Source organism: Pseudoalteromonas sp. A41-2, from assembly GCF_015767615.1.
Classification (GTDB): Bacteria; Pseudomonadota; Gammaproteobacteria; order Enterobacterales; family Alteromonadaceae; genus Pseudoalteromonas; species Pseudoalteromonas lipolytica.
The window spans coordinates 3,120,499-3,145,590 of the sequence record NZ_CP065231.1 but is presented as its reverse complement, the minus strand read 5'-3'; the positions used below and the strand labels follow the sequence as shown (position 1 = coordinate 3,145,590).

The following is a 25,092-nucleotide window of genomic DNA, read 5'->3' as shown; positions in this document are numbered from 1 at the left end:
CGCTTGCGTCGCTTTTTTTATGATTGAGGAAATATAAAATGACTAAGAAAATAGTGCATGTCGCAGTCGGTGTAATTTATAAAGACCAACAATTATTTATTTGTAAGCGCCCAGACGATAAACACCAAGGTGGCTTATGGGAGTTCCCTGGTGGCAAGGTCGAGCAGGGCGAAAGCGTGTTTGCAGCGTTACAACGTGAGCTGTTAGAAGAAGTAAACCTGACGGTTAATGGCAGTGATGAATTAATGGTTATCGAACACGATTACGGCGATAAATGTGTGCGTTTAGATGTTCATATAGTTGATAACTTTACAGGCGAAGCCCATGGCGCAGAAGGTCAGCAAGGTAAGTGGGTACCCATTAATGAGCTTGATTACTACGTGTTCCCAGCCGCCAACGTCGAAATAGTTGAAAAGATAAAGCAACGTTTTAAATAAGTAACGAGATAAATAAGCAACGAGCTGCGAATTTCGAGGTACGAGCTATACCGAGCTGGTTGTTTAATACCGCTGAACAGGTTTGCTTTTCGGCGTTAAAACGCCTCCCACGTGAGAGATGTGTATCACTTGTAGGAAGGGCTTTAGCCGTGAATCTTATAAAAGGTGTTGCTGCGCAAACGCGCCATGCAAGCATAACGCCTACGGTTTAATGTAGGCGTGAAATTTATTTCGCGCGAAGAGGTTGTAAGCAACGAAGTACTAAAGCGAGATGCGAGCTAAACCGTGAAGGTTGTTTAATACCGCTGTAAAGGTTTACTTTTTCGGCGTTAAAACGCCTCCTACGTGAGAGATGTGTGTCACTTGTAGGAAGGGCTTTAGCCGTGAAAGGGTTATAAGTAACGAGTTACGAGAAGCGAGATGCGAGCTTGTATAGTTAAAACGCCTCCCACGTGTGTAGTGTGTGTCACTTGTAGGAAGGGCTTTAGCCGTGAAAGGGTTGTAAGCAACGAGTTACGAAGTACGAGATGCGAGCTAATGTAGGCGTGAAATTTATTTCGCGCGAAGAGGTTGTAAGCAACGAAGTACTAAAGCGAGATGCGAGCTAAACCGAGAAGGATGTTTAATACCGCTGAAAAGGTTTGCTTTCTCGGCGTTAAAACGCCTCCCACGTGTGAGATGTGTGTCACTTGTAGGAAGGGCTTTAGCCGTGAATTTTTAAAGAGACGTTGCTGCGCAAACACGCCATGCAAGCATAACGCCTACGGTTTAATGTAGGCGTGAAATTTATTTCGCGCGAAGAGGTTATAAGCAACGAAGTTCGAGCTGCGAGAAGCGAGATGTTGGATGCGAGCTAAATTGAGCCGGTTGTTTAATGTCACTGAACAGGTTTGCTTTTTCGGCGTTAAAACGCCTCCCACGTGTGAGATGTGTGTCACTTGTAGGAAGGGCTTTAGCCGTGAATCTTATAAAAGATGTTGCTGCGCAAACGCGCCATGCAAGCATAACGCCTACGGTTTAATGTAGGCGTGAAATTTATTTCGCGCGAAGGTGGCAAACCTCTAACCTCTAACCTCTAACCTCTATTTTCTATTTTCTATTTTCTATTTTCTATTTTCTATTTTCTATTTTCTATTTTCTATTTTCTATTTTCTATTTTCTATTTTCTATTTTCTATCTTTTAACCTCTAATTTTTTGTTTCATCGTTCAAATATGCAGCTCATCCCTTTTTGATAAAAATTGTTACATATTCGATTTTATTGTTTTGCATATGAGGTTTATTATGGGGGAAGCGAAAAACTACCTGCTATTATGGTTTTTCAATAGATACTTCAAAAACAATTAAGTACAGGACTCCCATGAAAAAAGTAACACTTACCGCTGCAAGTATTGCGCTTGCACTTGGTCTTGTTGGTTGTGGTGAAAAAGAACAAGAAATTAAAACACCTGCAACGGCAACCGTCACTGAAGCAAAAGCACCTTTAGATTCAGGTATTGAACTGGCGAACATGGACAAGTCTGTTCGTGCACAAGACGACTTTTACTATCACGTTAACGGTGAATGGCTAGAAAAAACAGAAATTCCAGGTGATAAATCAAACTACGGTTCATTTACTCAGCTTTATGATGATTCGCAAAAAGCGATGAAAGAAGTACTCGAAAAAGCCGCTGCAAATAAAAATGTTAAGCCAGGCTCTGACGAAGCTAAATTAGCTGCTTTCTATAACAGCTATATGGACGAAGCGGGCCGCGAAGCTGCGGGTATCAAACCATTAACGCCAATTCTTGAAAGTGTTGACGCAGTTAAGAATAAATCAGACCTCGTTACATTAATGGCTGAGTTACGTATTAAAGGCGGAAGCTTACCATTTGGTTGGTACGTAAATAACGACGCGAAAAACTCAAGCGAAAACGCGATGTATGTTTACCAATCAGGCCTAGGTTTACCTGACCGTGATTACTACTTAAAAGATGATGAAAAATTCACCAAGATTCGCGCAGCCTATGAAGCATACATTACTGCTATCTTAAGCAAAGCGGGTGTTGCTGATGCAGAAGCTGCTGCAAAAAATATCATCGCACTTGAAACAAGTATCGCTGATGCACAGTGGAGCCGCGTTGAAAGCCGTGATGCAACCAAATCTTATAACAAGATGAGCATTGCTGATGCGAATAAATTGACGGGTGAGTTCGATTTAGCTGCGTATTTTGATGCATCGGGCGTTAAAACCGACGACGTAATCGTTCGCCAGCCTAGCTACCTAGAAAAATTTGCAGGTATCTATAGCGATACTGATTTAGCAACATGGCAGAACTACCTTAAATTCCATTTTGTGAGCAATTACGCAGGTCTTTTAAATAAAGAGCTAGTAGACCTTAACTTTGATTTTTACAGCACAACACTTCGTGGTGTGACAGAGCAATCACCTCTGTGGAAAAAAGCCGTTGATGCGTCTAACGGTGTGTTAGGCGAAATTCTAGGTAAAGTATACGTTAAAGATAACTTCCCGCCTGAAGCAAAAGCGCGTATGGAAGAGCTGGTTGATAACGTAATTAAGGGCTACGCAGTTGCGATTGAAGGTCTTGAATGGATGAGCCCTGAAACGAAACTTGCTGCGAAAGAGAAGCTTGATAAGTTCACGCCTAAAATTGGTTATCCAGATAAGTGGAAAGACTATTCATCGCTTGAAATTAAAGGTGATGACCTCGTTGGTAACTACATTCGCTACAGCGAGTGGGAATTTGCAGACATGACTGCAAAAATAGGCAAGCCGGTAGACCGCTCTGAGTGGCACATGACACCACAAACGGTTAACGCTTACTACAATCCAGTAAATAACGAAATTGTATTCCCTGCAGCTATTTTACAACCGCCATTCTTTAACCTAGAAGCCGATGACGCAGTAAACTACGGTGCTATCGGTGCGGTAATCGGCCACGAACTAGGCCATGGTTTCGACGACCAAGGCGCAAAATATGATGGTGACGGTAACTTACGTAACTGGTGGAGCGAATCAGATCTTAAACAGTTTGAAGAGCGCACAGGTCAACTTGTTGCTCAGTACAATGAGTACAAGCCATTTGAAGATGCAAGCGTAAATGGTGAACTGACACTTGGTGAAAATATTGGTGACTTAGGTGGCTTAACAGTTGCTTATACGGCCTATCAATTATCACTTGGTGATGAAAAAGCGCCAGTGATTGACGGCTATACCGGCGATCAACGTTTCTTTATGGGCTGGTCTCAAATCTGGCGTCGTAAATATCGTGATGAAGAGTTACGTAACCGCCTAATGACAGACCCTCATTCACCAAGCCACTACCGTGTAATCGGTATTCTTTCAAACATGCCTGAGTTCTATGAGGCATTTGACGTGAAAGAAGGCGACAAAATGTATATCAAACCAGAAGATCGTGTGAAGATCTGGTAATAAACCATGGTTTGAAAAGAAGGCTCTGAGTGTTTGCTCAGAGCCTTTTTTGTATGTATATCATTGTAGGAGGCGTTTTAACGCCGAATTGTTTAGGTTTTTTTTATTTAATGTTCACGGTTAAAGCCGTTTCTATGTATATTTATCTTGATTGTGTTTTATCTTTGACTAGGTTTAATACAGTGAATGGAGGGTTATGGATGACCGCACATTATCAAAATCTAAGAAAGCATAGGGTATCAATTCCCTTTCATTACTACAGTGTTACAACTTCAACTCTCGATAGAAACTGTTATTTTTCTGACTTTAATAATGCTCGAGTCTTAATTAATACCTTAAAGGCTATAGAAGATATTAAAGCTAGAACAATTTGCTTCGTTGTAATGCCTGATCATCTACATTGGTTATTTCAGTTACAAGATAAAGTACCTTTAGCGACATTAATGAGAGAAATTAAAGGGAAAAGTTCATATTTGATAAACAAGTCAGCAAGTTCAAAAAGAAAAATTTGGCAGCCAGGATATTATGATTCTTTGATCCGGAGTGAAGAGCATTTACGAGACGTATCGCGGTACATTATTGCAAACCCGTTGAGGGCTGGAATTGTTAAAAATGTGCGTGATTATCCTTATTGGGATTGTATCTATTTATAGTTAAATTTTACCATTCACGGCTAAAGCCGTTCCTACAGGAATTGTAGGAGACGTTTTAACGCCGAAATGGTTATTGTGTTTTGTTCACGGCTAAAGCCGTTCCTACAGGAATTGTAGGAGGCGTTTTAACGCCGAAGTGTTTATGGTTATTGTGTCATGTTCACGGCTAAAGCCGTTCCTACAGGCGTTGTAGGAGGCGTTTTAACGCCGAAATGTTTATGGTTATTGTGTTTTGTTCACGGCTAAAGCCGTTCCTACAGGCGTTGTAGGAGGCGTTTTAACGCCGAAATGGTTATTGTGTTTTGTTCACGGCTAAAGCCGTTCCTACAGGAATTGTAGGAGGCGTTTTAACGCCGAAGTGTTTATGGCTATTGTATCATGTTCACGGCTAAAGCCGTTCCTACAGGAATTGTAGGAGGCGTTTTAACGCCCCGAAATGGCTATAAAAAAAGCCGCATAATTTACATTAAGCGGCTTTTTATATTAAAAGAGACTTAAACCATAATCGCATCTTTTAGATACTGGAATAACTCTTTGTAACTCTTTGCCGGTTTTTCGGCTTTAACTTCCTTGGTTGCATTACGCACTAGTTGACGCATTTTTTGACGCTCAAGCGATGGATACTGCTCAATAGTCGGGTTGATTAAGTCATCACCTTGCTTGATCAAGTCATCACGAAGCTTTTCTATTTTATTCATTAATACGTCAGCTTGGTTATTCTTGTTCAGCATGATGTCAATCATGGCTTGAATTTCATCAACGTTTTCAGTGGTACGTAGTACTTTTGCAATATAGTTTAAGTTACGACGGTAAGCATCGCTTTTATCGCTAACTTTATCTGCAACGACGAGGGCTTCTTTAAGCTCGTCGTTTAATGGTAAGCGGTCGCGTTGCTTTTTAGCCATCCCTGCGATTTCAGCGCCAAGATCGTGATATTGCATTGCCTCACGCTTTAATTCGCTTTTTGATACGTAAATAATTTCTTCTTCAATTGCAGGCTTTTTCTTCTTCGCCATAAGGATGCTCATCCGGTAAACTTAACTATTCACTATTATACGCCATTTAGTTAATGATTAATATTAGCTGATGCACGTCTCGCAGTGTGTTAGCATTCGCTACACTATAAAAAATATCATAGCCTAGGACACCGAAGATGAAAGATCCTATTTATCAACATATTTCACAAGTGAAAGATGCCGTAAGCGAAGTTCTTGAGCATGCTAAAAAGCTCGGAGCAACCGCTGCAGAAGCTGCAATGTCGAGCACGTCAGGTTTGTCTGTTAGCACGCGAATGGGAGAAGTTGAAACAATAGAGTTTAACCAAGATGGTGGCTTAGGTATCAGTGTGTATGTGGGTAATAATAAAGGCTCTGCATCAACCGCCGACTTAAACCCAAAAACGTTACGTACTGTGGTCGAAAAAGCAATTGATATTGCTAAGTTTACATCTGACGATCCATTCAACGGTATTGCCGATAAAGAACTACTTGAATTTGCACCACAAGATTTAGATTTATATCACCCGTGGGATGTCAGCCCAGAGCAAGGTATTGAGTTGTGTCATCAAGCAGAGCAGGCCGCATTGAATGCTGATGAGCGCATTGTAAATTCTGATGGTGCGAGCTTTTCGTCTCACCAAGGGCTTCGCGTATATGGTAACAGCCATGGCATGATTGCTGGTTACCCGCGTACTCGCCACAGTATAAGCACCATGGTGATTGGCAAAGAAGGTGAGCAAATGCAGCGTGATTCTGCATACACTGTTGCTCGCCATAAAGATGATTTAAACGATGCTGCAAAAGTGGGTCTTGAAGCGGCTACAGAAACACTCGCTAAACTTAATAGTCAAAAACTCGGTACCATGAAAGTGCCTGTTATTTTTAGAGCAGATATTGCCAACTCGTTGTTTGGCCATTTAGTGTCGGCGATTGGCGGTGGTGCACTTTATCGTAAATCGAGCTTTTTACTCGATAGTTTAGGCACCAAAGTGTTCAGCGATTGTGTGAATATTTCTGAGCGTCCGCATTTATTAAAAGGCCTTGCTTCATCACCGTTTGATGCGGAAGGCTTAAAAACAGTCGACCGTGAAATTATTCAAGGCGGTGAGCTGCAAACTTACCTATTAGCAAGCTATGCGGCTCGTAAATTATCAATGGCACCAACCGGTCATGCGGGCGGGATCCACAACTGGTTAGTTGAGCAAACGCACGCTGATTTAAAAGCGCTGTTAAACACCATGGGCACCGGCTTATTAGTCACAGAACTCATGGGGCAGGGGGTCAACACGGTAACAGGTGATTACTCGCGTGGCGCAGCGGGCTTTTGGGTAGAAAACGGCGAGATTCAATACCCTGTCAGCGAGATAACAATCGCAGGCAACCTTAAAGATATGTTTAAAGCGGTTGTCGGGCTGGGTGGCGATATTGAGCGTCGTGGCGGGATTCAAACGGGCTCAGTGCTAATTGAACAAATGCAGATAGCAGGAAGCTAACACGCAACGAAGCATCATAAAGCCTCACTTAATAAAGTGGGGCTTTTTTATTAAAAAATGCTTTACCTCAACTAAACTTTAGGTTTTATCGTACTGGCAGTTTCATAATTTAAAAGGAAATTCGCTATGCATTTAGAACACATAAACCTAGTCGTAAGTAATGTTGACGCCATGCTGCATTTTTATAAAGCCGCGTTCCCTCATTGGCGAGTAAGAAGCCAAGGCGACAGCACCTGGTCTGGAAAGCCGCGTAAATGGCTGCACTTTGGTGATGATTACCAGTACATCGCATTCAGCGATAATGGTGAAGATGAAAATCGCGATTTATCGGGCCATCAAGTGGGCCTTGCTCACTTTGCTTATGTGACACACGATATTAATGCCGTGATTGAACGCCTTGTAGATGCAGGCTACGAAGTGGATAAATTAGGCCCTGAAAACCCTTACCGAAAAAACGTGTATTTTATTGACCCCGCAGGCTTTGAAGTCGAGTTTGTCGAATATTTCAGTGACATCCCAAGTGAAAGAAATAACGATCTTTAGTGATGAAAAAACGAGAGCGAAGTACGAGCGAAATAAGTAACGAGTAACGAGTAACGAGTGACGAATTACGAGATGCGAGCTAAACCGTGAAGGGTGTTTAATGTCGCTGAAAAGGTTCGCTTTTTCGGCGTTAAAACGCCTCCCACGAGTGTAGTGTGTATCTTTTGTAGGAGGGGCTTTAGCCGTGAAAGGGTGTAAGCAACGAGTTACGAAAGGCGAGATACGAGCTAAACCGTGAAGGTTGTTTAATGTCGCTGAACAGGTCTGCTTTTTCGGCGTTAAAACGCCTCCCACGAGTGTAGTGTGTATCTTTTGTAGGAGGCTTTAGCCGTGAAAGGGTGTAGGCAACGAGTGACGAAAAGCGAGATGCGAGCTAGTACAGCTATACCGAGCTGGTTATTTAATATCGCTGAATGGGTTTGCTTTTTCGGCGTTAAAACGCCTCCCACGAGTGTAGTGTGTATCTTTTGTAGGAGGCTTTAGCCGTGAAAGGGTGTAAGCAACGAGTGACGAAAAGCGAGATGCGAGCTAGTACAGCTAAATCGAGATGGTTGTTAATACCGCTGAAAAGGTTCGCTTTTTCGGCGTTAAAACGCCTCCCACGTGTGTAATGTATATCACTTGTAGGAAGGGCTTTAGCCGTGAAAGGGTTGTAAGCAACGAAGTACGAAAAGCGAGATGCGAGCTTGTACAGCTAAATCGAGATGGTTGTTAATACCGCTTAAAAGGTTTGCTTTTTCGACATTAAAACGCCTCCCTCGTGTGTGATGTGTGTCACTTGTAGGAGGGGCTTTAGCCGTGAAAGGGTGTAAGCAACGAGTTACGAAAGGCGAGATACGAGCTAAACCGTGAAGGTTGTTTAATGTCGCTGAACAGGTTTGCTTTTTCGGCGTTAAAACGCCTCCCACGAGTGAAGTGTGCATCACTTGTAGGAAGGGCTTTAGCCGTGAAAGAGTTATAAGCAACGAGCTGCGAGATGCGAGCTTGTATAGTTAAAACGCCTCCCACATGTAGTGTATATCACTTGTAGGAGGGGCTTTAGCCGTGAATTTTATAAAAGACGTTGCTGTGCAAACGTGCCATGTAAACATAACGCCTACGGTTTAATGTAGGCGTGAAATTTATTGTGCGCGAAGGGGTTTCGCAACTCGCATTTCGTTATTGCACTCTATTCATTTCTTTCCAGCTGGCTTTTAGGCTGTTGGCAAAGCTGATGAACTTTTCTTTCATGGTGCGTTTGACTTTAATCTCTACTGAGCCTAGCCAAACATTACCTTCAATCGTAATTGTGGGGCCTTGCCCTTTATTGAGTGCAACCGATTTATTTTCAACGCTACCTACCACACTAAACAGCTTTGACACTACATTTACATGTTCTGGCACGTAGATTTCGTCGCTGCCTAAAATACAGTTTACGTAGATGGTGACATGCTGGTGCTGAAAAACGGCTTCACTAAAGTCTAATTCAATTGAGCCTAAACAGTTCGTTAGGTGAATTTCTTTCGGGACTAGCCATTGGCCGCTGCGCTCGTTGGAACCTAAAATACTGCGTAGTTGCAGGCTTTCTGCATCGCTACCATGTGCATAGTGAGGCTTAAACTGCACGTGTTTATGTGACTTGTAGTCAATATCTGCTGTTAACTCTAAGTCAGCAACCAGCTCAATTAACACCTCATTGCTGGTGGCTTCCATTGCTTGGTCTAGTCTTCGTTCAAATGCTTCTGCTGAAATAACTGCATGACTGTAGTTATAGATAAGTTGATCGATTACTTCTTCTCTTACTTGCTCGATGGGGCGATCTTCGAGTTTGACGGCCATGATAATTCCCTGTTGAGTTTTAAAGTTATGTTAATCACAAAGCAAAGTGTAGGCCAAAAATTATTTTATTAATATTCATTGGTTTATGTTTTTTGGTGTGGGCTTTCATTCGTTAAATTAACCATAGATTAATAAGATTGACAATTAATTAGTCATTTTTGTAACAGAGTGAACTTCTTACCGAATTGTCTGTAAATAATTACCGAAACGAATATAAACCATGGCTGAATATAGATTTAACTTATTGAATAATATTAAAATAAAAGTTGGCATCGTATTCGCATTAGTTATCTCGTCTTTAATCAAAAGGAGAAAGATTATGAATACATTCAACAAGACTATGATTGCTGCGTTAGTAATTGGTGCAACAAGTATGAGTGCTCAGGCAAGCAACTGGGAGAATGAAAGTAAAGATGCTTGGATTGATGGTAAGGCAGAAACTGTGCTTCTTATGAACACTAACCTAAATAATTTTGATATCAACACAGACGTAAAAAACGGCAAAGTTGTATTAACCGGTAAAGTTGATAGTGAACTAGACAAAGAGTTAGCTGAAGAGCTTGTACTTAGCCTAGACGGTGTAACTGCTGTTGATAACAAATTAACGGTTGTGAAAAACATGAAGTCTAAGGCAGCGAGTGCAGATAAAGGTGACTCAGTAGAAAGTGACTTAACTGATGCGAAGATCAGTACAGTGATCACCACACGTTATTTATTTAACTCTGAAGTAGGCGGCACTGATATTGATGTCGATACAGATAAAGGCGTTGTTACATTAAAAGGTACGGTTAAGTCAGATGCAGAAAAGCAATTAGCAGTGAGCATTGCTGAAAATGCTGAAGATGTGCGTAAAGTCATCGATGAACTTAAGATTGTTGCTGAATAATAGCACGCCCTATAGCCCAGCTTTGGCTGGGCTTATCTTTTTCAAGGAGTGAGTTATGGATTTAATACGCATTATTTTCTCGGTTTTAATTCCGCCTCTTGGCGTATTTTTACAGGTAGGTTTAGGGGCACAATTCTGGATTAATATTATTTTAACCTTATTAGGGTACATTCCAGGTTTGATTCATGCTGTGTATATTATCGGTAAGCGATAATAATCACGGTTCAAAGGAATGAGTGTACGGCAAGGAAATGCACACGTAATAATGGATGACAACACTGCAAGGAGATTTACAGTATGGAAAATGTAACACAGCACAAAGGACAGCAAGGAAGTAACAAGGCGTTATGGACAACCGCACAATGGCAACGCTTTATGGATAAAGTGAAAGGATAAACACCAAGGATTTTGGTTTAGGCTAGGAGCCAAATATGGATGAAGCTAGCGTAAGGAGGTGACAAAATGGAACAAGTACAAGCGCAATTATTACACGGACTGAACAACAAGGGAGTTGCTACATGGAATGAGCAACAGTGGCAACTATTTATGGAACTTACTAAAGCGGTTACGCCACAGGTAACAAGGAAGGCTGACGATAAAAACCCGATGTCATCTTCAGGTGACATCGGGTTTTTAATTACATCTGCAATCTATCTCAATACCAATTCAAATCAGTGTGAATGATTTAGACCTGTCGTTTGCAGCGTTAAAAATTTCTTATTAACGACTGCATGGTGCCTGATTTGTTACTTATAATAAGTAGCAAGAACACACACCTAGAACAATTCAATGACTAATCACAACTTAAATTGATTAACTGTTTTATTAAGTGAAATAGCTAGCTCATTGAGATCGCGTGCTTCGTCTGCTAACTCATGTGCATGATCTGCTGTACTATTAACTAAATGGTTAATTGCCGCGAGGCTATTGTTAATGTCCTCAGCAACCACCGTTTGTTGCTCAGTTGAGGTCGCAATTTGATGACTCTGGTCTTGTACATTCGTCACTGAGCCTGCAATATCTTGCAGAGCTTGCAGTACAATTTGAGTTTGCTCTACAGAGCCTTCTGCACGCTCTTGACCCTGCTGCATCATGGTGGATGCTTTTTGAGCTATTTGCTGTAAACGCGTGATCATATTACGAATATCATCGGTCGACTCTTGTGTACGACTTGCCAGTGAGCGTACCTCATCAGCAACCACCGCAAAGCCTCGCCCTTGCTCACCTGCACGCGCCGCTTCAATGGCTGCATTGAGTGCCAGTAAATTGGTTTGTTCTGCAATTGAGTTGATTACATCGACAACAGCGCCAATATTGCCGCTTTCTTGCTCAAGCCCAGCAACAACTTTAGATGCCTCACCGATGTGGCTGGCAAGTGCGGTCATCACCGATTGCGCCTGCGTTGAACGCTTGGTGCCATCGGCTGTAATGCTTTGCACTTCTTCGGCTGCATTGTTGGTGTGTTGCGCATTTCGCGAAATTTCGAGTACCGTAGAGGCCATTTCTGTTACTGCGGCGCTAACACTGTCAACTTGTTGTTTTTCTTGCTGAATTTCGTCGTTGGTTTTTTTGGAGACGATTTTAAGCTGTGAAGCCGCTTGGCTTAACTGCTCAGCTTGGGCTGCTGTATTAAGCATCATGGCGCGTAATTTATCGATAAAGGTATTCATGTGGTGAGCGAGCTGACCAACTTCATCTTGACTCTTTATTTCGATTTTTTGGGTTAAATCACCATCACCTGAAGCAATATCACGCATGATATAAGTAAGTTTTGTCAGTGGTTTAGTGATCATTTGCGTAGCCCAGAAGATCATCGCAATAATAATCGCTAAAATGATGATCACAGAGGTCGTTGTTGTCATGACTGCATCATGTACTGGCTCTTCGATCATGCTGGTTGGTATTAAAATACCCACATACCAATCAAGGTATGGGCTTTCTAATTCAAGGCGGTTGTATACAACGTAATATTGCTCGCCTTTTAGGGTGACAAAACCACTGCCGTCTTTGTTGCTTTTCATGGTGCGGTTTAATTCGCTGAAGCCTGATGTGTCACTAAATTGTTTTTCGAGGGCATCAAGACCTTCTTTGCCGTTTGGACCTTCGTCTGTCACAGACAGTTTATGGCCGGTGCGCTTAGATAAGTGAACCACCTTTTGGTTGCCATCAAGTAAAAAGCCAAACCCTTGTCCGTTAAAGCGAATATCTTCAACCATGTCGTTGATATTGTTAAGTTGTAAATCAACCCCCCCAAAACCAACCAGTTTGTTTTGTTTATTATAAACAGGTTGCTGTACTACAGCTGAGGCGTTGCCTGTGGTTAAATCAACAGAAATAGGACCAACATACAATTTGTTGATCTTTAAGGCATCTTGCCACCAGCCACGTTTATAAGCGTAATAAGGCTGGCCATTGTAGTGGGTGGTGCGTTCGTTTTCTTTAAAGTACTCACCAGTTGTCGCCGATGCGAAGAAGGCAGATAAAATATTGTCGTCGTTGCCACTAATACGCACAAAGTCTTGGTTAACGCTGTCGTATCCGGGTTGGTTCTCAAGGCTTTGATCGCGCTTGTTCCAATTATCAAACCAATTTACTAAGTGCGGGTTGGTCACAAAGGTTTCAACTACTTTACCGTATTTGGCAAAGTAACTTTGCATTGAAAGCCGCTCACTTTGTAAGTAGCTATCCGCTTCGCGTTGGATAGCCTGACGTGATAGGTCAGCAATATGGCTCACAAAAAAACTAGACGCGATGATAAGTAATACACTTATCGTTCCGCCGATGAGTAATAATATTTTTTTACGTAAAGAAAGGTTATTTAACATAGGTGCACGTGTTTTTATTATCGGGTAGAGTTAGTTATCTAATCATATTTGCACCTAAATCGCTACATTGCATAGTGAAGCTTATTAATAAAATATTACATATAGATAAGGCGATATTATTAAATGGTTAATTTTGATAATAAAATAGTTGTACTTGGTGCTGGGTGGCTTGGTCAGGCACTTTGCTTTGAAGCCAAAAAATTACAGTGGGATGTGCAAGGCACACATCGAAGTAGTGAACATCAATTTGATTTTCATAGACAATTCTTACTTGAGCAGGGAAAAGTTAAGCATGATGTTAGCCTTGAAAATGCATGGTGGGTATGTGCTATTCCTCCACGTAGTAGGCAACAGCAAAGTAATTATTTAGAGACCTTAAATGCAGGACTGGCTCTTGCCGATTCATTGCATTGCAAAGGCTTTATTTTGTGCTCGTCAACAGGGGTTTATGCTAATGATAATGGGCTTTACAACGAAGCAAGTATTATTGAGTGTCAAACAGACCGTCAGCAACAGCTATACGATGCAGAGCAAGCCGTATTAAAAGCAGGTGGAAAAGTATTACGTTTGGCTGGTTTAGTTGGTCCACAACGGGAGCCGGGACAATTTGTGGCAGGTAAAGAGTTGTCTAGCTCAAGTGAGCAAATCGTTAATATGGTTCATCAGCAAGATGTAATTAACGCAATATTTAGTGTTATTACGCATTGGCCTGTGGCACAAAGTGTTTATAACGTCGTTAATCCTGATCACCCAACTAAAGCTGATTACTATCGAGAAAAGTGCCGTGAGAAGGGTAATCCAGCGCCTACTTTTACCAGCAATGAGGTGGGGGAGCGAATTATTAATGGTGAAGCCATTAAAGCGCTCAACTTTAGTTACCAACACGCTATTTAGCTATTTTTTAAAGGTTAAATGCCCGCCTAATCGGTATTTACTGCCGGGTGAAACAAGACGTGCAAAGCTCACAATACCTTGTGATGACCATGTTCGGCGGATTACTTGCAAACAAGGCTCTTCGTTATATAAGTTGAGCCATTCACACATTTCAGGGTTGGGCATAACGGCTTCAACCGTGTGGCGTGCCTCGGTGAGTGGGGCGACGCGCGATAAATATTCATGCGGTGTTTGGTTGTGAAAATCTTGCTGTAAGTAGTCTTTGGCAAGTAAAGGGTTCACGAAACGCTCTTCAACTTGCAGTGGTTGCTCGTTTTCATTGTGCACAATAACACTGCGATACACATGGCTGTCTACTTCAACACTCAGTGCAATGGCAATAGGGGCGATAGCACGTATCGATTCCATAACCAAAATAGTGCAACTGTAGTGACTATTTCGTGCTTTTACCTCGTCGGCAATGTTTTTTATTTCTAGCAATGAAGATTGCGATTTGAAGCTTGCTACAAATGTGCCTAACCCTTGATTGCGCGTTAAAATACCGGCTTCGGTGAGTTCTGATAAAGCGCGTCTTGCTGTCATTCTACTCACTTGAAATTGATTAGTGAGCTCATTTTCTGATGGTACACGGTCATTTTCTTGCCAGTGACCAGCGCGGATATTTTCAAGAATAAATTGTTTTATTTGCGCAAACTTAGGAACACTCATGCTGAGAACGTTATTGGTAACTTTTTAGTGTGTTTCAAGGTGGCATAATTTTCTTGTATATACAAGGTGAGTTGTTAAACTTTAAACAATTTCAAGTTACAGGGTTCAAACGACCAAACCCGACGCATCAGTATAGGTGAAAAATGCACACAACGAATAATGATCACGCACACTGGGATTTATTGATCACAGATGCCAATATCGCGACGATGGACCCTGCAATTGATGCACCATATGGTGCGCTTGAACACGCTGCAATTGCAGTAAAAGATGGCAAAATAGCATGGCTAGGATCACAGGCTGACTTGCCACAATTTGATGTGTTAGCAACCCCAACAGTATCTGCAAAAGGGCAATGGTTAACACCAGGGTTAATTGATTGTCACACTCACCTTGTATTTGCTGGTAGCCGTGCAGAGGAGTTTGAACAACGTTTGCAAGGTGTGAGTTATGAGCAAATTGCAGCAAACGGTGGCGGCATTGCGAGTACGGTTCGCGCCACACGCGAAGCCGACCATGAAACACTATTTGTTGCAGCGAAAGAGCGCTTAAATGCGTTGTATGGCGAAGGGGTGACCACCGTAGAAATTAAGTCTGGTTATGGCTTAGATTGTGAAAACGAAATTAAATTACTTGAAGTTGCTCGCTTATTAGGTGAAAACCACCCTGTCGATGTGAAGACAACATTCTTAGGTGCTCATGCGTTACCGCCAGAATACAAAGGCCGAAGCGATGAGTACATTGAGCTTGTATGCGGCGAGATGTTAGAACAAGTGGTTGCAGGAAACCTTGCTGACGCCGTTGATGCTTTTTGTGAAAATGTAGGTTTCAGTAACGAGCAAACTCGACGCGTTTTTGAAGCAGCTAAAAAGCATAACCTGCCAGTGAAGCTTCATGCTGAGCAGTTATCTAATCAACATGGTGCTGCGTTAGTCGCCGAGTTTAATGGCTTATCCGCTGATCATATTGAACACCTTGATGAAGCGGGTATTAAAGCAATGGCTAGCGCTGGCACGACGGCAGTGCTCTTGCCGGGTGCCTTTTACTTTTTACGTGAAACAAAATACCCGCCGATTGAATTACTACAGCAATACCACGTGCCTATCGCAATTTCTACTGACTTTAACCCAGGTACTTCACCTTTGTGTTCATTGCACTTAATGATGAATATGGCATGTACTATTTTCCGTATGACACCAGAGCAAGCATTAGCAGGGGTAACACGTAATGCTGCGGGGGCATTAGGTCTCAGTGATCGTGGTGTGCTTAAAGTCGGTGCGCGTGCCGATATTGCCCATTGGCAAATATCCCATCCTGCGCAATTAAGTTACCAATTTGGCGTAAATAAACTGTTAAATCTGTGGATTTTGGGTAGACTAAGTTAGAGAGAGTTTTTACGCATTTTGGATTACATGTCATTAATTGCCAGTTTAGCGAGCAGTACTGCGAGCCTCGTAAATTTAAGTAGTGATGTTGTACCAGTTTTTTTAGCTGGTGCCGTTTTTATGGCAATGATATGTGCCTTGTGTGTAACCCATCATCCCGTATTAAGGTTAAGCCTAGTCGTTAATGGCGTATTAGGCTTAGCAATCCTGAGTGTAGGGTCACCTTGGCTTATTTTATTACTGGCCATAAGTCTGTGCTTTCATCTGTGGCAAGCATTTAGAACGACAAACTGGTTAGCAATCACACTCAGTGTGTCGGCAGCACTCTGTTTTGCCGTGTTATTTTCTGCGCATTTTTTACTTGATATTGCCTTTTATTGGTTAGTATTGTCGGTGGTTATACTCAGTGTGTCAGGCTTTTTTAATTACGAAGAGCCCGCAGAAGACGAAGAGGTTCCCGTTGAGCCTAGCCGCCACGACGATTTAGATAAAACCCCGCTAAAAGAGCTTCCCGATCGCAAAGGATTAGAAAAAAGCTTCGCAGTATACAGTGAAGCGCATTCAAAAAACTGTGTGCTGGTTGTGATTCGCCTCGAAGGATTCGAAACCGTTAACCAGCACATAGGCCGTGACTTTGGTGATTTATTACTGGCTCAATCGGCCAATCGTATCAAACAGCAGCTCACCTCAGATGCAGTTCTGAATATGAAAGGGCGCTCAGGGGGCGTCGATAAGCTGGCTCATTTAGGAGGCTTAAACTTTGCGTTTATTTGCGCGGTTGAAGAGCAAAAGCACCTTCATGAACAATTAATTAGCCAAATAAGGCAAGTGACATTAAAGCCGTTCAATGTGGCCAATTGCACCATTGAAGTTAAAGTGCGTGCCAGTTATGTAAATTGTAACGACCCTGATCACAGTTTTGATAATTTAATCTCTTTTGCTTACCTTGCACTTGATTCAAACCCAGATAAAGCGATAGTGCCGTATCAATCACAAATGATGATCGAACAGTTAGAGCAACAAGCCCGATTACGTGAACTTGCTCATCTTGATTTTGCCAGTGAGCTTGAACTGTATTTTCAACCCGTGATTCGTAATAGTGATGAACATATTGAGTTTTTAGAACTCTTACTGCGTTGGCAACACCCCAAACAAGGCATATTAGCGGCCAATAAGTTTATTGATGATATTCGCGTTGCGGGGCTTGGGTATCCGGTTGCTGCGTTTGTCATTGAGCGTGCCGCAGAGCTTGCAATGGCCTTACGTATGGAAGGCATTCAATTACCATTGAGTATCAATGTGTTTGGCCCTGAAATGCTTCATGAAGAGTTTATAGAGTTTGTAGACCGCATCGCAACTGAGCATCGCTTAGAGCCCGGAGATTTAATTATAGAGTGTCCGTTAGACTTATTCATGGGGTTAGATGACCAAGGTAAAGCCATGGTCGCGCGGCTTAATAGTATTGGTATAAAAGTGTGTGTTGATGGCTTGGGAGACAGCCCCGTTTGGTTGGCTAAGTTACCTAACCTTAATGTTGAATACATTAAAGTTGCACCGTCATTAACCGCAGACTTTGCGCATCAAGCCCAAGTGCGCAGCTTAGTATCGGGTATGGTCGATATGCACACGCAAAATAATGCTAAAGTAATTTGTGAAGGTGTTGAAACACTCGAGCAACTGAAGTTTGTTAAATCACTTAATACATATGCCGCACAAGGTTATTATTTTAGCTACCCGCTGAGCAGTGTGGGAATGATGTCTTGGCTAAAACAATGGCGGCTAGAACGGGAATAGTGCAAACGCGCCATGCAAGCATGCCGTCTACAGTTTAATGTAGGCGTGAAATTTATTTCGTGCGAAAAGTGTTATAAGCAACGAGTTACGAAAAGCGAGATGCGAGCTAAACCGTGAAGGTTGTTTAATGTCGCTGAACAGGTCTGCTTTTTCGGCGTTAAAACGCCTCCCACGAGTGTAGTGTGTATCTTTTGTAGGAGGCTTTAGCCGTGAAAGGGGTTATAAGCAACGAGTTACGAAGTACGAGATGCGAGCTAGTACTGTTATACCGTGAAGGTTGTTTAATGCCGCTGAATAGCTTTACTTTTTCGGTGTTAAAACACCTCCCACGTGTGAAGTGTGTATCTCTTGTAGGAGGGGCTTTAGCCGTGAATCTTATAAAAGATGTTGCTGCGCAAACGCGCCATGCAAGCATAACGCCTACGGTTTAATGTAGGCGTGAAAGGGGTGTAAGCAACGAGTTACGAAAAGCGAGATACGAGCTAGTACAGCTAAATCGAGAAGGTTGTTTAATGTTGTTGAAAAGGTTTGCTTTTTCGGCATTAAAACACCTCCCTCGTGTGTGATGTGTGTCACTTGTAGGAGGGGCTTTAGCCGTGAAAGGGTGTAAGCAACGAGTTACGAAAGGCGAGATACGAGCTAGTACAGCTAAATCGAGAAGGTTGTTTAATATCGCTGTAAAGGTTTGCTTTTTCGGCGTTAAAACGCCTCCTACGTGAGTGATGTGTATCACTTGTAGGCGTGAAATTTATTTCGCGTGAATGGGTTACAAGCAACGAGTTACGAAAGGCGAGATAGGAGCTAGTAAAGCTAAATCGAGATGGTTGTTTAATACCGTTGAACAGGTTTGCTTTTCGGCGTTAAAACGCCTCCCACGTGTGAAGTGTATCACTTGTAGGAAGGGCTTTAGCCGTGAAAGGGTTATAAGCAACGAGTTACGAAAAGCGAGATGCGAGCTATAGCGTGAAGGTTGTTTAATGTCGTTGAATAGCTTTACTTTTTTGGCGTTAAAACACCTCCCACCTGTGTAATGTGTATCACTTGTAGCCGTGAATCTTATAAAAGATGTTGCTGCGCAAACGCGCCATGTAAACATAACGCCTACGGTTTAATGTAGGCGTGAAATTCATTTCGCGCGAAAGGGTTATAAGCAACGAGTTACGAAAAGCGAGATGCGAGCTATACCGTGAAGGTTGTTTAATGTCGTTGAATAGCTTTACTTTTTCGGCGTTAAAACACCTCCCACGTGTGAAGTGTGTATCTCTTGTAGGAGGGGCTTTAGCCGTGAATCTTATAAAAGATGTTGCTGCGCAAACGCGCCATGCAAGCATAACGCCTACGGTTTAATGTAGGCGTGAAAGGGGTGTAAGCAACGAGTTACGAAAAGCGAGATACGAGCTAGTACAGCTAAATCGAGATGGTTGTTTAATGCCGCTGAAAAGGTTTGCTTTTTCGGCGTTAAAACGCCTCCCACGTGTGTGATGTGTATCACTTGTAGGCGTGAAATTTATTTCGCGTGAATGGGTTACAAGCAACGAGTTACGAAAGGCGAGATAGGAGCTAGTAAAGCTAAATCGAGATGGTTGTTTAATACCGTTGAACAGGTTTGCTTTTCGGCGTTAAAACGCCTCCCACGTGTGAAGTGTATCACTTGTAGGAAGGGCTTTAGCCGTGAAAGGGTCATAAGTAACGAGTTACGAAAAGCGAGATACGAGCTAATGTAGGCGTTAAATTCATTTCGCGCAAACGCGCCATGCAAGCATGGCGTCTAAAAACGAGGTTACTCACCCGGCTTTTGGCGCGTTTTATTACAGGCTTTCTCTTGCTTGCAAGTAAGCATTAACTAATGCGGTAATGATTTGCCCAGCATCGTTTATTCCTGCCTCTAACCCTACTGGGTGTTGCGATGGTGCACCTTCACATAAATGCAGGTAGCTGGCATGAACATGCCTAGCAGCTAAATGCACAAAATGCTCAGCATCACTGACACTAAAACCACAGTTTGTGTAGGCGCTTACCGGCATGAGTGAAATACTATCGAGGTCTACTTCCACGCCAAGGGGGGCGCTGTCAAAGCGGGCAAGCGCCTGTTTGCAGGCCGTTGAAAGGTCGATAGTGCGACGCACTTGAATATCTTGGTAGCTATCAAACAAGAAGTTCGCATCTTTGAGAGCATTCAGAATTGCTTGGTTATTTTTAAATTCGTGCAAACCGATTACATGATATTGCGCAAGGTGACTTTCAGAATAGGCGTACCTGAAGCCGTTACCACTGTGGCGACCTTCACACTCTCTAAAATCTGCATGTGGGTCTAAGTTAATGGCATTAACAGGCTTAGCGTGGTGTTTACTTAACGCACGTAAAATTCCTAAGCAGTTATTATGGCCCCCACCAATGACAATAGGTTCTAAACCTGCGGCAAAGATCATCGCCAGTACGCGTTCAACGCGGGTGTCGATATCTGCGCAAAGTTGGCGCAGCTGAGCTAAGTCAGCGTCGTTTTTGTTATCGAGGTGAGCGGCTTGCTGGTTTATATCATCAAGTTCCACTTCGCCGAGTAATAACACGCGTTCATGATTTAGAAATTGATTATGAGTTTGATTAAGAAAGCGCTTTAAAAAAGCTTGCCATGCTTGATGCGAACCGCCATTGCCTAAATTAGCACGGGGACCAATATCTTCACACACGCCAACGAGTACATAGCGAATGCCGAATTGTTTTGCATCGATAAGGGCTTGAGGTGCGTTTGTGTGTGTATCGAGGAGGGCGAGGGCTTGCCACGCTTTCTGTTCGTTGGCGCGGCGGACACATAAATGTTTAACCGCCGCTTCATCATAAATTTTAAGGTAGTCAGTCACCGAGTTTAGTCTTCTTCTATTACGTCGAACTCTAATTCATCAGCAGATAATATAATGCCGGTGCTATCAGCGTAAACAAAGTCACCATCAAAGAATGAGACACCCGCAAAGTTAACGCCAATGCCGTCTTCACCGGCTCCTTCACTGTCGGCAGCAACAGGAATAGACGCAATTGCTTGAATGCCTAAATCTAATTCTTCAAGGTCATCAACATGGCGAATAGCACCATATACAATGATACCTTGCCAGTTATTTTCTAATGCGATTTCAGCCAGCTCAATATCAATTAGTGCGCGGCGGGTTGAACCACCACCATCAATTAACAGTACGCTGTCGGTACCATCGGTTGATAATATTTCGCGGATCAGCTCATTGTTCTCAAAACATTTTACGGTTCTAACTCGACCACTGAAACTTGGGCGTCCACCAAAATTGATAAACATAGGTTCGAGCACATCAACCACATCGGCAAAGTGGTCGCATAAATCAGAAGTGCTGTAATCCATTTTTTCATCCTCTAAAGAGACTGTCTGTTTAGTACTCAGTATACCCTGATACAACTCAATAACAACGACTTAATACGTGTTTATTACTTTAAATCAAAGGAATCAAGTCACCGCAACATTAGTGTCTCAAAAGCGTCACCTAATTGTTATTTTTAACACCTAAGCTGAGATGAGTAGCCCTCTTATAAAGAGGTCATGTTTGTATTAAAAACAGACACAAAGTATGACAAGGAGCTTGGCCATGGCAAATAACATACTGACGAAGTTAGCAAAAGTGGATGAACAGTTGTTTTTAAGCGTATTTAACGATGCATCGCCTAATTGGCTTAGACGCTCAGCAATCGGTCTATCAAAAACCGGCGATGGTGGGCTATACCTGATGTTATTTGTGGGGTTTTGGTGGTTCAGCGAACAATTACATTTCCAGCAGTTTGCCTTGAGCCTGTTGGTTGGCTTTGCTATAGAGCGACCCATTTATTTTATGGCTAAAAAACGCATTGCTCGAGTCAGGCCTTGTGATTGTTTAGTGCAAGGGGCTTACCTGGTGCCCAGTGATAAGTTTAGTTTGCCCTCGGGGCACAGTGCTGGTGCGTTTGTTGTTGCGACTATTTTAACGATGTACTTCCCTGCTTTTATGGCTGTGTGGTTTATCTGGGCGGCAGGCGTTGCGGCTTCACGGGTTGTCGTGGGCGTGCATTATCCAGCCGATGTGATTGTTGGTGCGGTGATAGGGTCGAGTTGTGCTGTGCTTGCTGTGATGGTGGTGGAATATATATGAGAATTTTGTACGGTATTCAAGGTACAGGGAATGGTCACATAACACGTGCTCGGGTTATGGCAACAACATTCAATGCATTAGGTGTCGATGTTGATTATGTGTTTTCGGGCCGCCGTGAGCACGATTACTTCGATATGGATGAATTTGCTAACTACCGAGCGTTTCGTGGTTTATCGTTTACCAGTAAATCGGGGCAAGTTGATAGCTTAAAAACACTCAAAAATGCTCGGCCATTGCAGTTAATCAAAGATATAAAAAGCCTTGATTTACGTCACTATGATTTGGTGTTTAATGATTTTGAGCCGATCACAGCATGGGCGGCTAAACAGCAGGGGGTGCCGGTTATTGGTATGAGTCATCAGGCGGCATTTTTGTCAGATAAAGTGCCGATGTTTGGTCGCTCATTTTTCAGAAGAGCGTTAATTCGTCATTATGCGCCCGCTAATGTTTATTTAGGTGTGCATTGGCAACCTTATGCAAAAAATATTATTCCTCCGTTTATTGCGGCTCATCAGCATAATAATCCTGTCATGGTTGAAAATAAGGTGTTAGTTTATTTACCATTCGAAAACTTAGACAGTGTAGTCGACTACCTAAAAGACTTTCCCGAGCGCGAATTCTATTGCTACCACCCTGATGCAGAAAACTCATCAATTGGAAATATTCACTTAAGATCACCATCACGCGTCGGTTTTTTAAATGATCTTGCCAATGCGGGGGGAGTGATAGGAAATGCTGGATTTGAACTGGCCAGTGAGGCCTTGCAATTGGGTAAAAAGCTGCTGTTAAAGCCGCTTGGTAAGCAATTTGAGCAAGGCATAAATGCACAGACTTTATTGTCAATGGGGGCGGCGCATGTCATGAGCTATTTAAATCCCTATGCCATGGATGACTGGCTGCAATCAGCACAAAACAGAAAACTGAATTTTCCTAGCGATCCGGCTCCTTTGGTTGACTGGTTACAAAAAAGACAATGGCAACAACTAGATAAATTGCACTACCACTTGTGGCAACAGGTTGATATTGAAAAAAAAGTTATTGTTTAAACCATTCGTATCAACGACAATGCCCGGCAACATTAGCTACTTTTATTAGCTGCTTTAAATAGTTTAGCTATACTCTTATATGCATGTATCTATAGGGCGCTCTGAATGAATGTATTACAAAACTTAACTATAAAACGTCGTTTACAATTAAACGCGTTAGTTGTTGGTCTTGCAATGATTGTGATGCTATGTGTCATTATCTTTGAGTCTCGCACGATGCTAAAACTCAATGAGACAATTCAAAACGCGGAGGAGCTTGATATTCATGAGCTTTCTATGCGTAAGCATGAGAAAAACTTTCTGTTTTACAAAGATGTAAACAGCCTTAGCTTATTTGAAAATGAGTACACACAACTTAAAACAAAAATGGCGCGATTAGATGAATTGCTAAACGATTTATCGATGAACACAGATAAGTTAGGCGAGTTTAGACGTCTAGCTAAAGTGTACTACGATGATTTTAACAGCGTTGTAGAGTTACAAAAACAAATAGGTTTACACCCAAAAGATGCGCTTTATGGTGATTTGCGTAATGCTGTGCATCAAGTCGAAACACTATTAAGTGAGCGCGAAGATTACCGTTTACTCACTTACATGTTGCAGTTACGCCGCGCCGAAAAAGATTTTATGCTGCGATTTGACACAAAATATCTGACCAAGTTTGATGAATTAGTCGCTGATTTTGAGTCCGCCATTAAAGTAGCTGAGCTTGATGGTAACTACGAAAGTCAATTACTGGCTCTTTTAACAACCTATCAAACTAAATTTAAAGCACTCGTCGATGCACAAGTCTTACTCGGTCTAGACTTAGATTCGGGTGCCTTGGGTAAAATGAAACAAAGCGTTGAGATGAGTGATGCCATTGTTTCAGAACTGACCGATGAGACAAAAACATTTGTTGAATCAAGCGCGTCGCAAGCACAGTTAATTGCTTTAATGGTGTTTATTATTGCAAGTGCTGTTGTGATGATTTTGGTTTACTTTACCAGCCGTTCAATTATTCAGCCTATTGAGCGTGTATACCATACAATTAATGAGATTCGTCGTAGTAACGATTTAAGTATTTCGATTGAGCAGTCGGGCAAAGACGAAGTGACGATTATGACGGTTGATTTTAACAGCTTAATTGGTGATTTTAAAAAGCTGATTTACGAAGTTAACACGGCACTGAGTACGCTTAATATCGCGACTGAACATTTATCAGAAACCACATCAGCAACCAGTTCGGGTATGCAAGAGCAACTGCATGAAGCCGATATGGTTGCAACTGCTGCAACTGAAATGCAGGCAACCATTCAAGACATTTCGCATAATACCGAAGCCGCGGCTAAAAAAGCAGAGTCAACCAATTTAAGTGCCCAACAAGGTCGCTCAGAAGTTGAGTCAACGGTCGTACAGATTAATCATTTATCTGAATCGCTTGGAAATGCTTCGAGTGTTGTGTCGCAATTAGAAAAAGATGCCGAAACGATTGGCTCGGTGCTTGATGTGATCCGTGGCATTGCTGAACAAACGAATTTACTCGCACTGAATGCTGCAATCGAAGCGGCGAGGGCCGGTGAACAGGGACGCGGTTTTGCTGTGGTTGCTGACGAAGTTCGCTCGCTTGCACAACGTACACAAGACTCAACTCAAGAAATTGAAAGCATTATTACGACCTTGCAAGGGCGTACCCGAGAAGTTGTCAGTATTATGCAGCAGTGCCGTAATCAAGGTGGCGAAAGTGCCGCTCAGGCAACGAAAGCAGGTGAGTTACTACGCTCTATCACTGAAGACGTGCAAACGATTATGGATATGAGTACGCACATTGCGACGGCGATTGACGAGCAAAGTCAGGTGGCTTCTGAGGTTAACAAAAACGTGGTGCGTATTCGAGATATTGCTCAACAAGCCTCTGGACATGCAGTCACTAATGCACAAACCAGCGAGGAAGTCTCTGAGCAGGCTCGCGTGCTGTACCAAGCAATTGATAAGTTTAAAGTGTAGGGATTCAGTAACAGATAAATTTAAAAGCGCGCAATTTTGTCGCGCTTTTTTG

The 25,092-nt window shown here is 42.5% G+C and carries 20 protein-coding genes; 14 read left to right on the top strand and 6 right to left on the bottom strand.

Going from position 1 to position 25,092, the window contains the following annotated elements:
* Positions 1 to 38 precede the first annotated feature (38 nt).
* From mutT to IT970_RS14170, 3 genes are all read left to right on the top strand, one after another.
* Positions 39 to 437, top strand: coding sequence for an 8-oxo-dGTP diphosphatase MutT (mutT, locus tag IT970_RS14180; protein ID WP_065979523.1), 399 nt, complete (start codon positions 39 to 41; stop codon positions 435 to 437).
* A gap of 1,359 nt (positions 438 to 1,796) precedes the next feature.
* Positions 1,797 to 3,869: a M13 family metallopeptidase gene (locus IT970_RS14175; protein ID WP_196857430.1), complete on the top strand. Its 2,073-nt coding sequence runs from the start codon at positions 1,797 to 1,799 to the stop codon at positions 3,867 to 3,869.
* Between the two features lie 53 nt (positions 3,870 to 3,922).
* Positions 3,923 to 4,522 (top strand): REP-associated tyrosine transposase, encoded by a 600-nt coding sequence (locus IT970_RS14170; RefSeq protein ID WP_231387288.1) that lies wholly within the window; start codon positions 3,923 to 3,925, stop codon positions 4,520 to 4,522.
* 494 nt (positions 4,523 to 5,016) lie between these two features.
* On the opposite strand, the gene yjgA is transcribed toward IT970_RS14170, so the two are convergent.
* Entirely contained in the window at positions 5,017 to 5,538 is a 522-nt protein-coding gene (gene yjgA, locus IT970_RS14165; RefSeq protein WP_036973236.1) for a ribosome biogenesis factor YjgA, read from the bottom strand.
* 137 nt (positions 5,539 to 5,675) lie between these two features.
* Between yjgA and pmbA the strand changes: the two genes are divergently transcribed.
* Complete coding sequence (gene pmbA / locus IT970_RS14160; RefSeq protein WP_036973235.1) at positions 5,676 to 7,013, top strand: metalloprotease PmbA; 1,338 nt, start codon at positions 5,676 to 5,678, stop codon at positions 7,011 to 7,013.
* Positions 7,014 to 7,139: 126 nt separating this feature from the next.
* Positions 7,140 to 7,556, top strand: a complete 417-nt coding sequence (locus IT970_RS14155; RefSeq protein ID WP_118844667.1) for a VOC family protein — start codon at positions 7,140 to 7,142, stop codon at positions 7,554 to 7,556.
* A gap of 1,158 nt (positions 7,557 to 8,714) precedes the next feature.
* Here the strand turns inward: IT970_RS14155 and IT970_RS14150 are convergent.
* Complete coding sequence (locus IT970_RS14150; protein ID WP_065979377.1) at positions 8,715 to 9,374, bottom strand: LiaF domain-containing protein; 660 nt, start codon at positions 9,372 to 9,374, stop codon at positions 8,715 to 8,717.
* A 319-nt stretch (positions 9,375 to 9,693) separates the two neighbouring features.
* On the opposite strand from IT970_RS14150, the gene IT970_RS14145 reads away from it, so the two are divergent.
* The 3 genes from IT970_RS14145 (at position 9,694) to IT970_RS14135 (ending at position 10,944) form a co-directional block, all read left to right on the top strand.
* Entirely contained in the window at positions 9,694 to 10,260 is a 567-nt protein-coding gene (locus tag IT970_RS14145) for a BON domain-containing protein (RefSeq protein WP_036973231.1), read from the top strand.
* Positions 10,261 to 10,315: 55 nt separating this feature from the next.
* Positions 10,316 to 10,474: a YqaE/Pmp3 family membrane protein gene (locus IT970_RS14140; RefSeq protein WP_036973230.1), complete on the top strand. Its 159-nt coding sequence runs from the start codon at positions 10,316 to 10,318 to the stop codon at positions 10,472 to 10,474.
* A 248-nt stretch (positions 10,475 to 10,722) separates the two neighbouring features.
* Positions 10,723 to 10,944, top strand: a complete 222-nt coding sequence (locus tag IT970_RS14135) for a hypothetical protein (RefSeq protein ID WP_036973229.1) — start codon at positions 10,723 to 10,725, stop codon at positions 10,942 to 10,944.
* A 113-nt stretch (positions 10,945 to 11,057) separates the two neighbouring features.
* On the opposite strand, the gene IT970_RS14130 is transcribed toward IT970_RS14135, so the two are convergent.
* Entirely contained in the window at positions 11,058 to 13,085 is a 2,028-nt protein-coding gene (locus IT970_RS14130; RefSeq protein ID WP_065979378.1) for a methyl-accepting chemotaxis protein, read from the bottom strand.
* Between the two features lie 123 nt (positions 13,086 to 13,208).
* Between IT970_RS14130 and IT970_RS14125 the strand changes: the two genes are divergently transcribed.
* Positions 13,209 to 13,979 carry an NADP-binding protein gene (locus IT970_RS14125; protein ID WP_074989331.1) on the top strand — a complete coding sequence of 257 codons (771 nt, stop codon included), beginning with the start codon at positions 13,209 to 13,211 and terminating at the stop codon, positions 13,977 to 13,979.
* On the opposite strand, the gene hutC is transcribed toward IT970_RS14125, so the two are convergent.
* Positions 13,980 to 14,687 (bottom strand): histidine utilization repressor, encoded by a 708-nt coding sequence (gene hutC / locus IT970_RS14120; protein ID WP_036973226.1) that lies wholly within the window; start codon positions 14,685 to 14,687, stop codon positions 13,980 to 13,982. It lies immediately after the preceding gene.
* A gap of 143 nt (positions 14,688 to 14,830) precedes the next feature.
* Between hutC and hutI the strand changes: the two genes are divergently transcribed.
* The gene (gene hutI / locus IT970_RS14115) at positions 14,831 to 16,072 is read left to right on the top strand and encodes an imidazolonepropionase (protein WP_036973224.1); all 1,242 of its coding nucleotides are present in this window, start codon (positions 14,831 to 14,833) and stop codon (positions 16,070 to 16,072) included.
* Between the two features lie 120 nt (positions 16,073 to 16,192).
* Positions 16,193 to 17,866: a GGDEF domain-containing phosphodiesterase gene (locus tag IT970_RS14110; protein WP_227006798.1), complete on the top strand. Its 1,674-nt coding sequence runs from the start codon at positions 16,193 to 16,195 to the stop codon at positions 17,864 to 17,866.
* A gap of 1,808 nt (positions 17,867 to 19,674) precedes the next feature.
* Here IT970_RS14110 and IT970_RS14105 read toward each other — a convergent pair.
* A complete protein-coding gene (locus tag IT970_RS14105) occupies positions 19,675 to 20,724 on the bottom strand; it encodes a formimidoylglutamase (protein ID WP_075593948.1) in 1,050 nt (349 codons plus the stop codon).
* Between the two features lie 5 nt (positions 20,725 to 20,729).
* Complete coding sequence (rraA, locus tag IT970_RS14100; RefSeq protein ID WP_036973221.1) at positions 20,730 to 21,230, bottom strand: ribonuclease E activity regulator RraA; 501 nt, start codon at positions 21,228 to 21,230, stop codon at positions 20,730 to 20,732.
* Between the two features lie 241 nt (positions 21,231 to 21,471).
* Here rraA and IT970_RS14095 point away from each other — a divergent pair, with 241 nt between their 5' ends.
* The 3 genes from IT970_RS14095 to IT970_RS14085 all read left to right on the top strand — a co-directional run bounded on the left by IT970_RS14095 (position 21,472) and on the right by IT970_RS14085 (position 25,040).
* Complete coding sequence (locus tag IT970_RS14095; protein WP_075593949.1) at positions 21,472 to 22,008, top strand: phosphatase PAP2 family protein; 537 nt, start codon at positions 21,472 to 21,474, stop codon at positions 22,006 to 22,008.
* On the top strand, positions 22,005 to 23,054 hold the full coding sequence (locus IT970_RS14090) for an MJ1255/VC2487 family glycosyltransferase (protein WP_036973219.1): 1,050 nt from the start codon (positions 22,005 to 22,007) through the stop codon (positions 23,052 to 23,054). Before IT970_RS14095 ends, IT970_RS14090 begins: the two co-directional genes overlap by 4 nt.
* A 105-nt stretch (positions 23,055 to 23,159) precedes the next feature.
* Entirely contained in the window at positions 23,160 to 25,040 is a 1,881-nt protein-coding gene (locus tag IT970_RS14085) for a methyl-accepting chemotaxis protein (protein WP_196857429.1), read from the top strand.
* Positions 25,041 to 25,092: the final 52 nt, after the last annotated feature.

Coding starts and splice junctions, on each gene's coding strand:
- rraA (WP_036973221.1), bottom strand. CDS start 21,230: ATGGATTACAGCACTTCTGATTTATGCGACCACTTTGCCGATGTGGTT.
- IT970_RS14155 (WP_118844667.1), top strand. CDS start 7,140: ATGCATTTAGAACACATAAACCTAGTCGTAAGTAATGTTGACGCCATG.
- IT970_RS14170 (WP_231387288.1), top strand. CDS start 3,923: ATGTATATCATTGTAGGAGGCGTTTTAACGCCGAATTGTTTAGGTTTT.
- IT970_RS14125 (WP_074989331.1), top strand. CDS start 13,209: ATGGTTAATTTTGATAATAAAATAGTTGTACTTGGTGCTGGGTGGCTT.
- IT970_RS14175 (WP_196857430.1), top strand. CDS start 1,797: ATGAAAAAAGTAACACTTACCGCTGCAAGTATTGCGCTTGCACTTGGT.
- hutC (WP_036973226.1), bottom strand. CDS start 14,687: ATGAGTGTTCCTAAGTTTGCGCAAATAAAACAATTTATTCTTGAAAAT.
- hutI (WP_036973224.1), top strand. CDS start 14,831: ATGCACACAACGAATAATGATCACGCACACTGGGATTTATTGATCACA.
- yjgA (WP_036973236.1), bottom strand. CDS start 5,538: ATGGCGAAGAAGAAAAAGCCTGCAATTGAAGAAGAAATTATTTACGTA.
- IT970_RS14095 (WP_075593949.1), top strand. CDS start 21,472: ATGGCAAATAACATACTGACGAAGTTAGCAAAAGTGGATGAACAGTTG.
- pmbA (WP_036973235.1), top strand. CDS start 5,676: ATGAAAGATCCTATTTATCAACATATTTCACAAGTGAAAGATGCCGTA.
- IT970_RS14135 (WP_036973229.1), top strand. CDS start 10,723: ATGGAACAAGTACAAGCGCAATTATTACACGGACTGAACAACAAGGGA.
- IT970_RS14085 (WP_196857429.1), top strand. CDS start 23,160: ATGAATGTATTACAAAACTTAACTATAAAACGTCGTTTACAATTAAAC.
- IT970_RS14140 (WP_036973230.1), top strand. CDS start 10,316: ATGGATTTAATACGCATTATTTTCTCGGTTTTAATTCCGCCTCTTGGC.
- IT970_RS14090 (WP_036973219.1), top strand. CDS start 22,005: ATGAGAATTTTGTACGGTATTCAAGGTACAGGGAATGGTCACATAACA.
- IT970_RS14110 (WP_227006798.1), top strand. CDS start 16,193: ATGGCAATGATATGTGCCTTGTGTGTAACCCATCATCCCGTATTAAGG.
- mutT (WP_065979523.1), top strand. CDS start 39: ATGACTAAGAAAATAGTGCATGTCGCAGTCGGTGTAATTTATAAAGAC.
- IT970_RS14150 (WP_065979377.1), bottom strand. CDS start 9,374: ATGGCCGTCAAACTCGAAGATCGCCCCATCGAGCAAGTAAGAGAAGAA.
- IT970_RS14130 (WP_065979378.1), bottom strand. CDS start 13,085: ATGTTAAATAACCTTTCTTTACGTAAAAAAATATTATTACTCATCGGC.
- IT970_RS14145 (WP_036973231.1), top strand. CDS start 9,694: ATGAATACATTCAACAAGACTATGATTGCTGCGTTAGTAATTGGTGCA.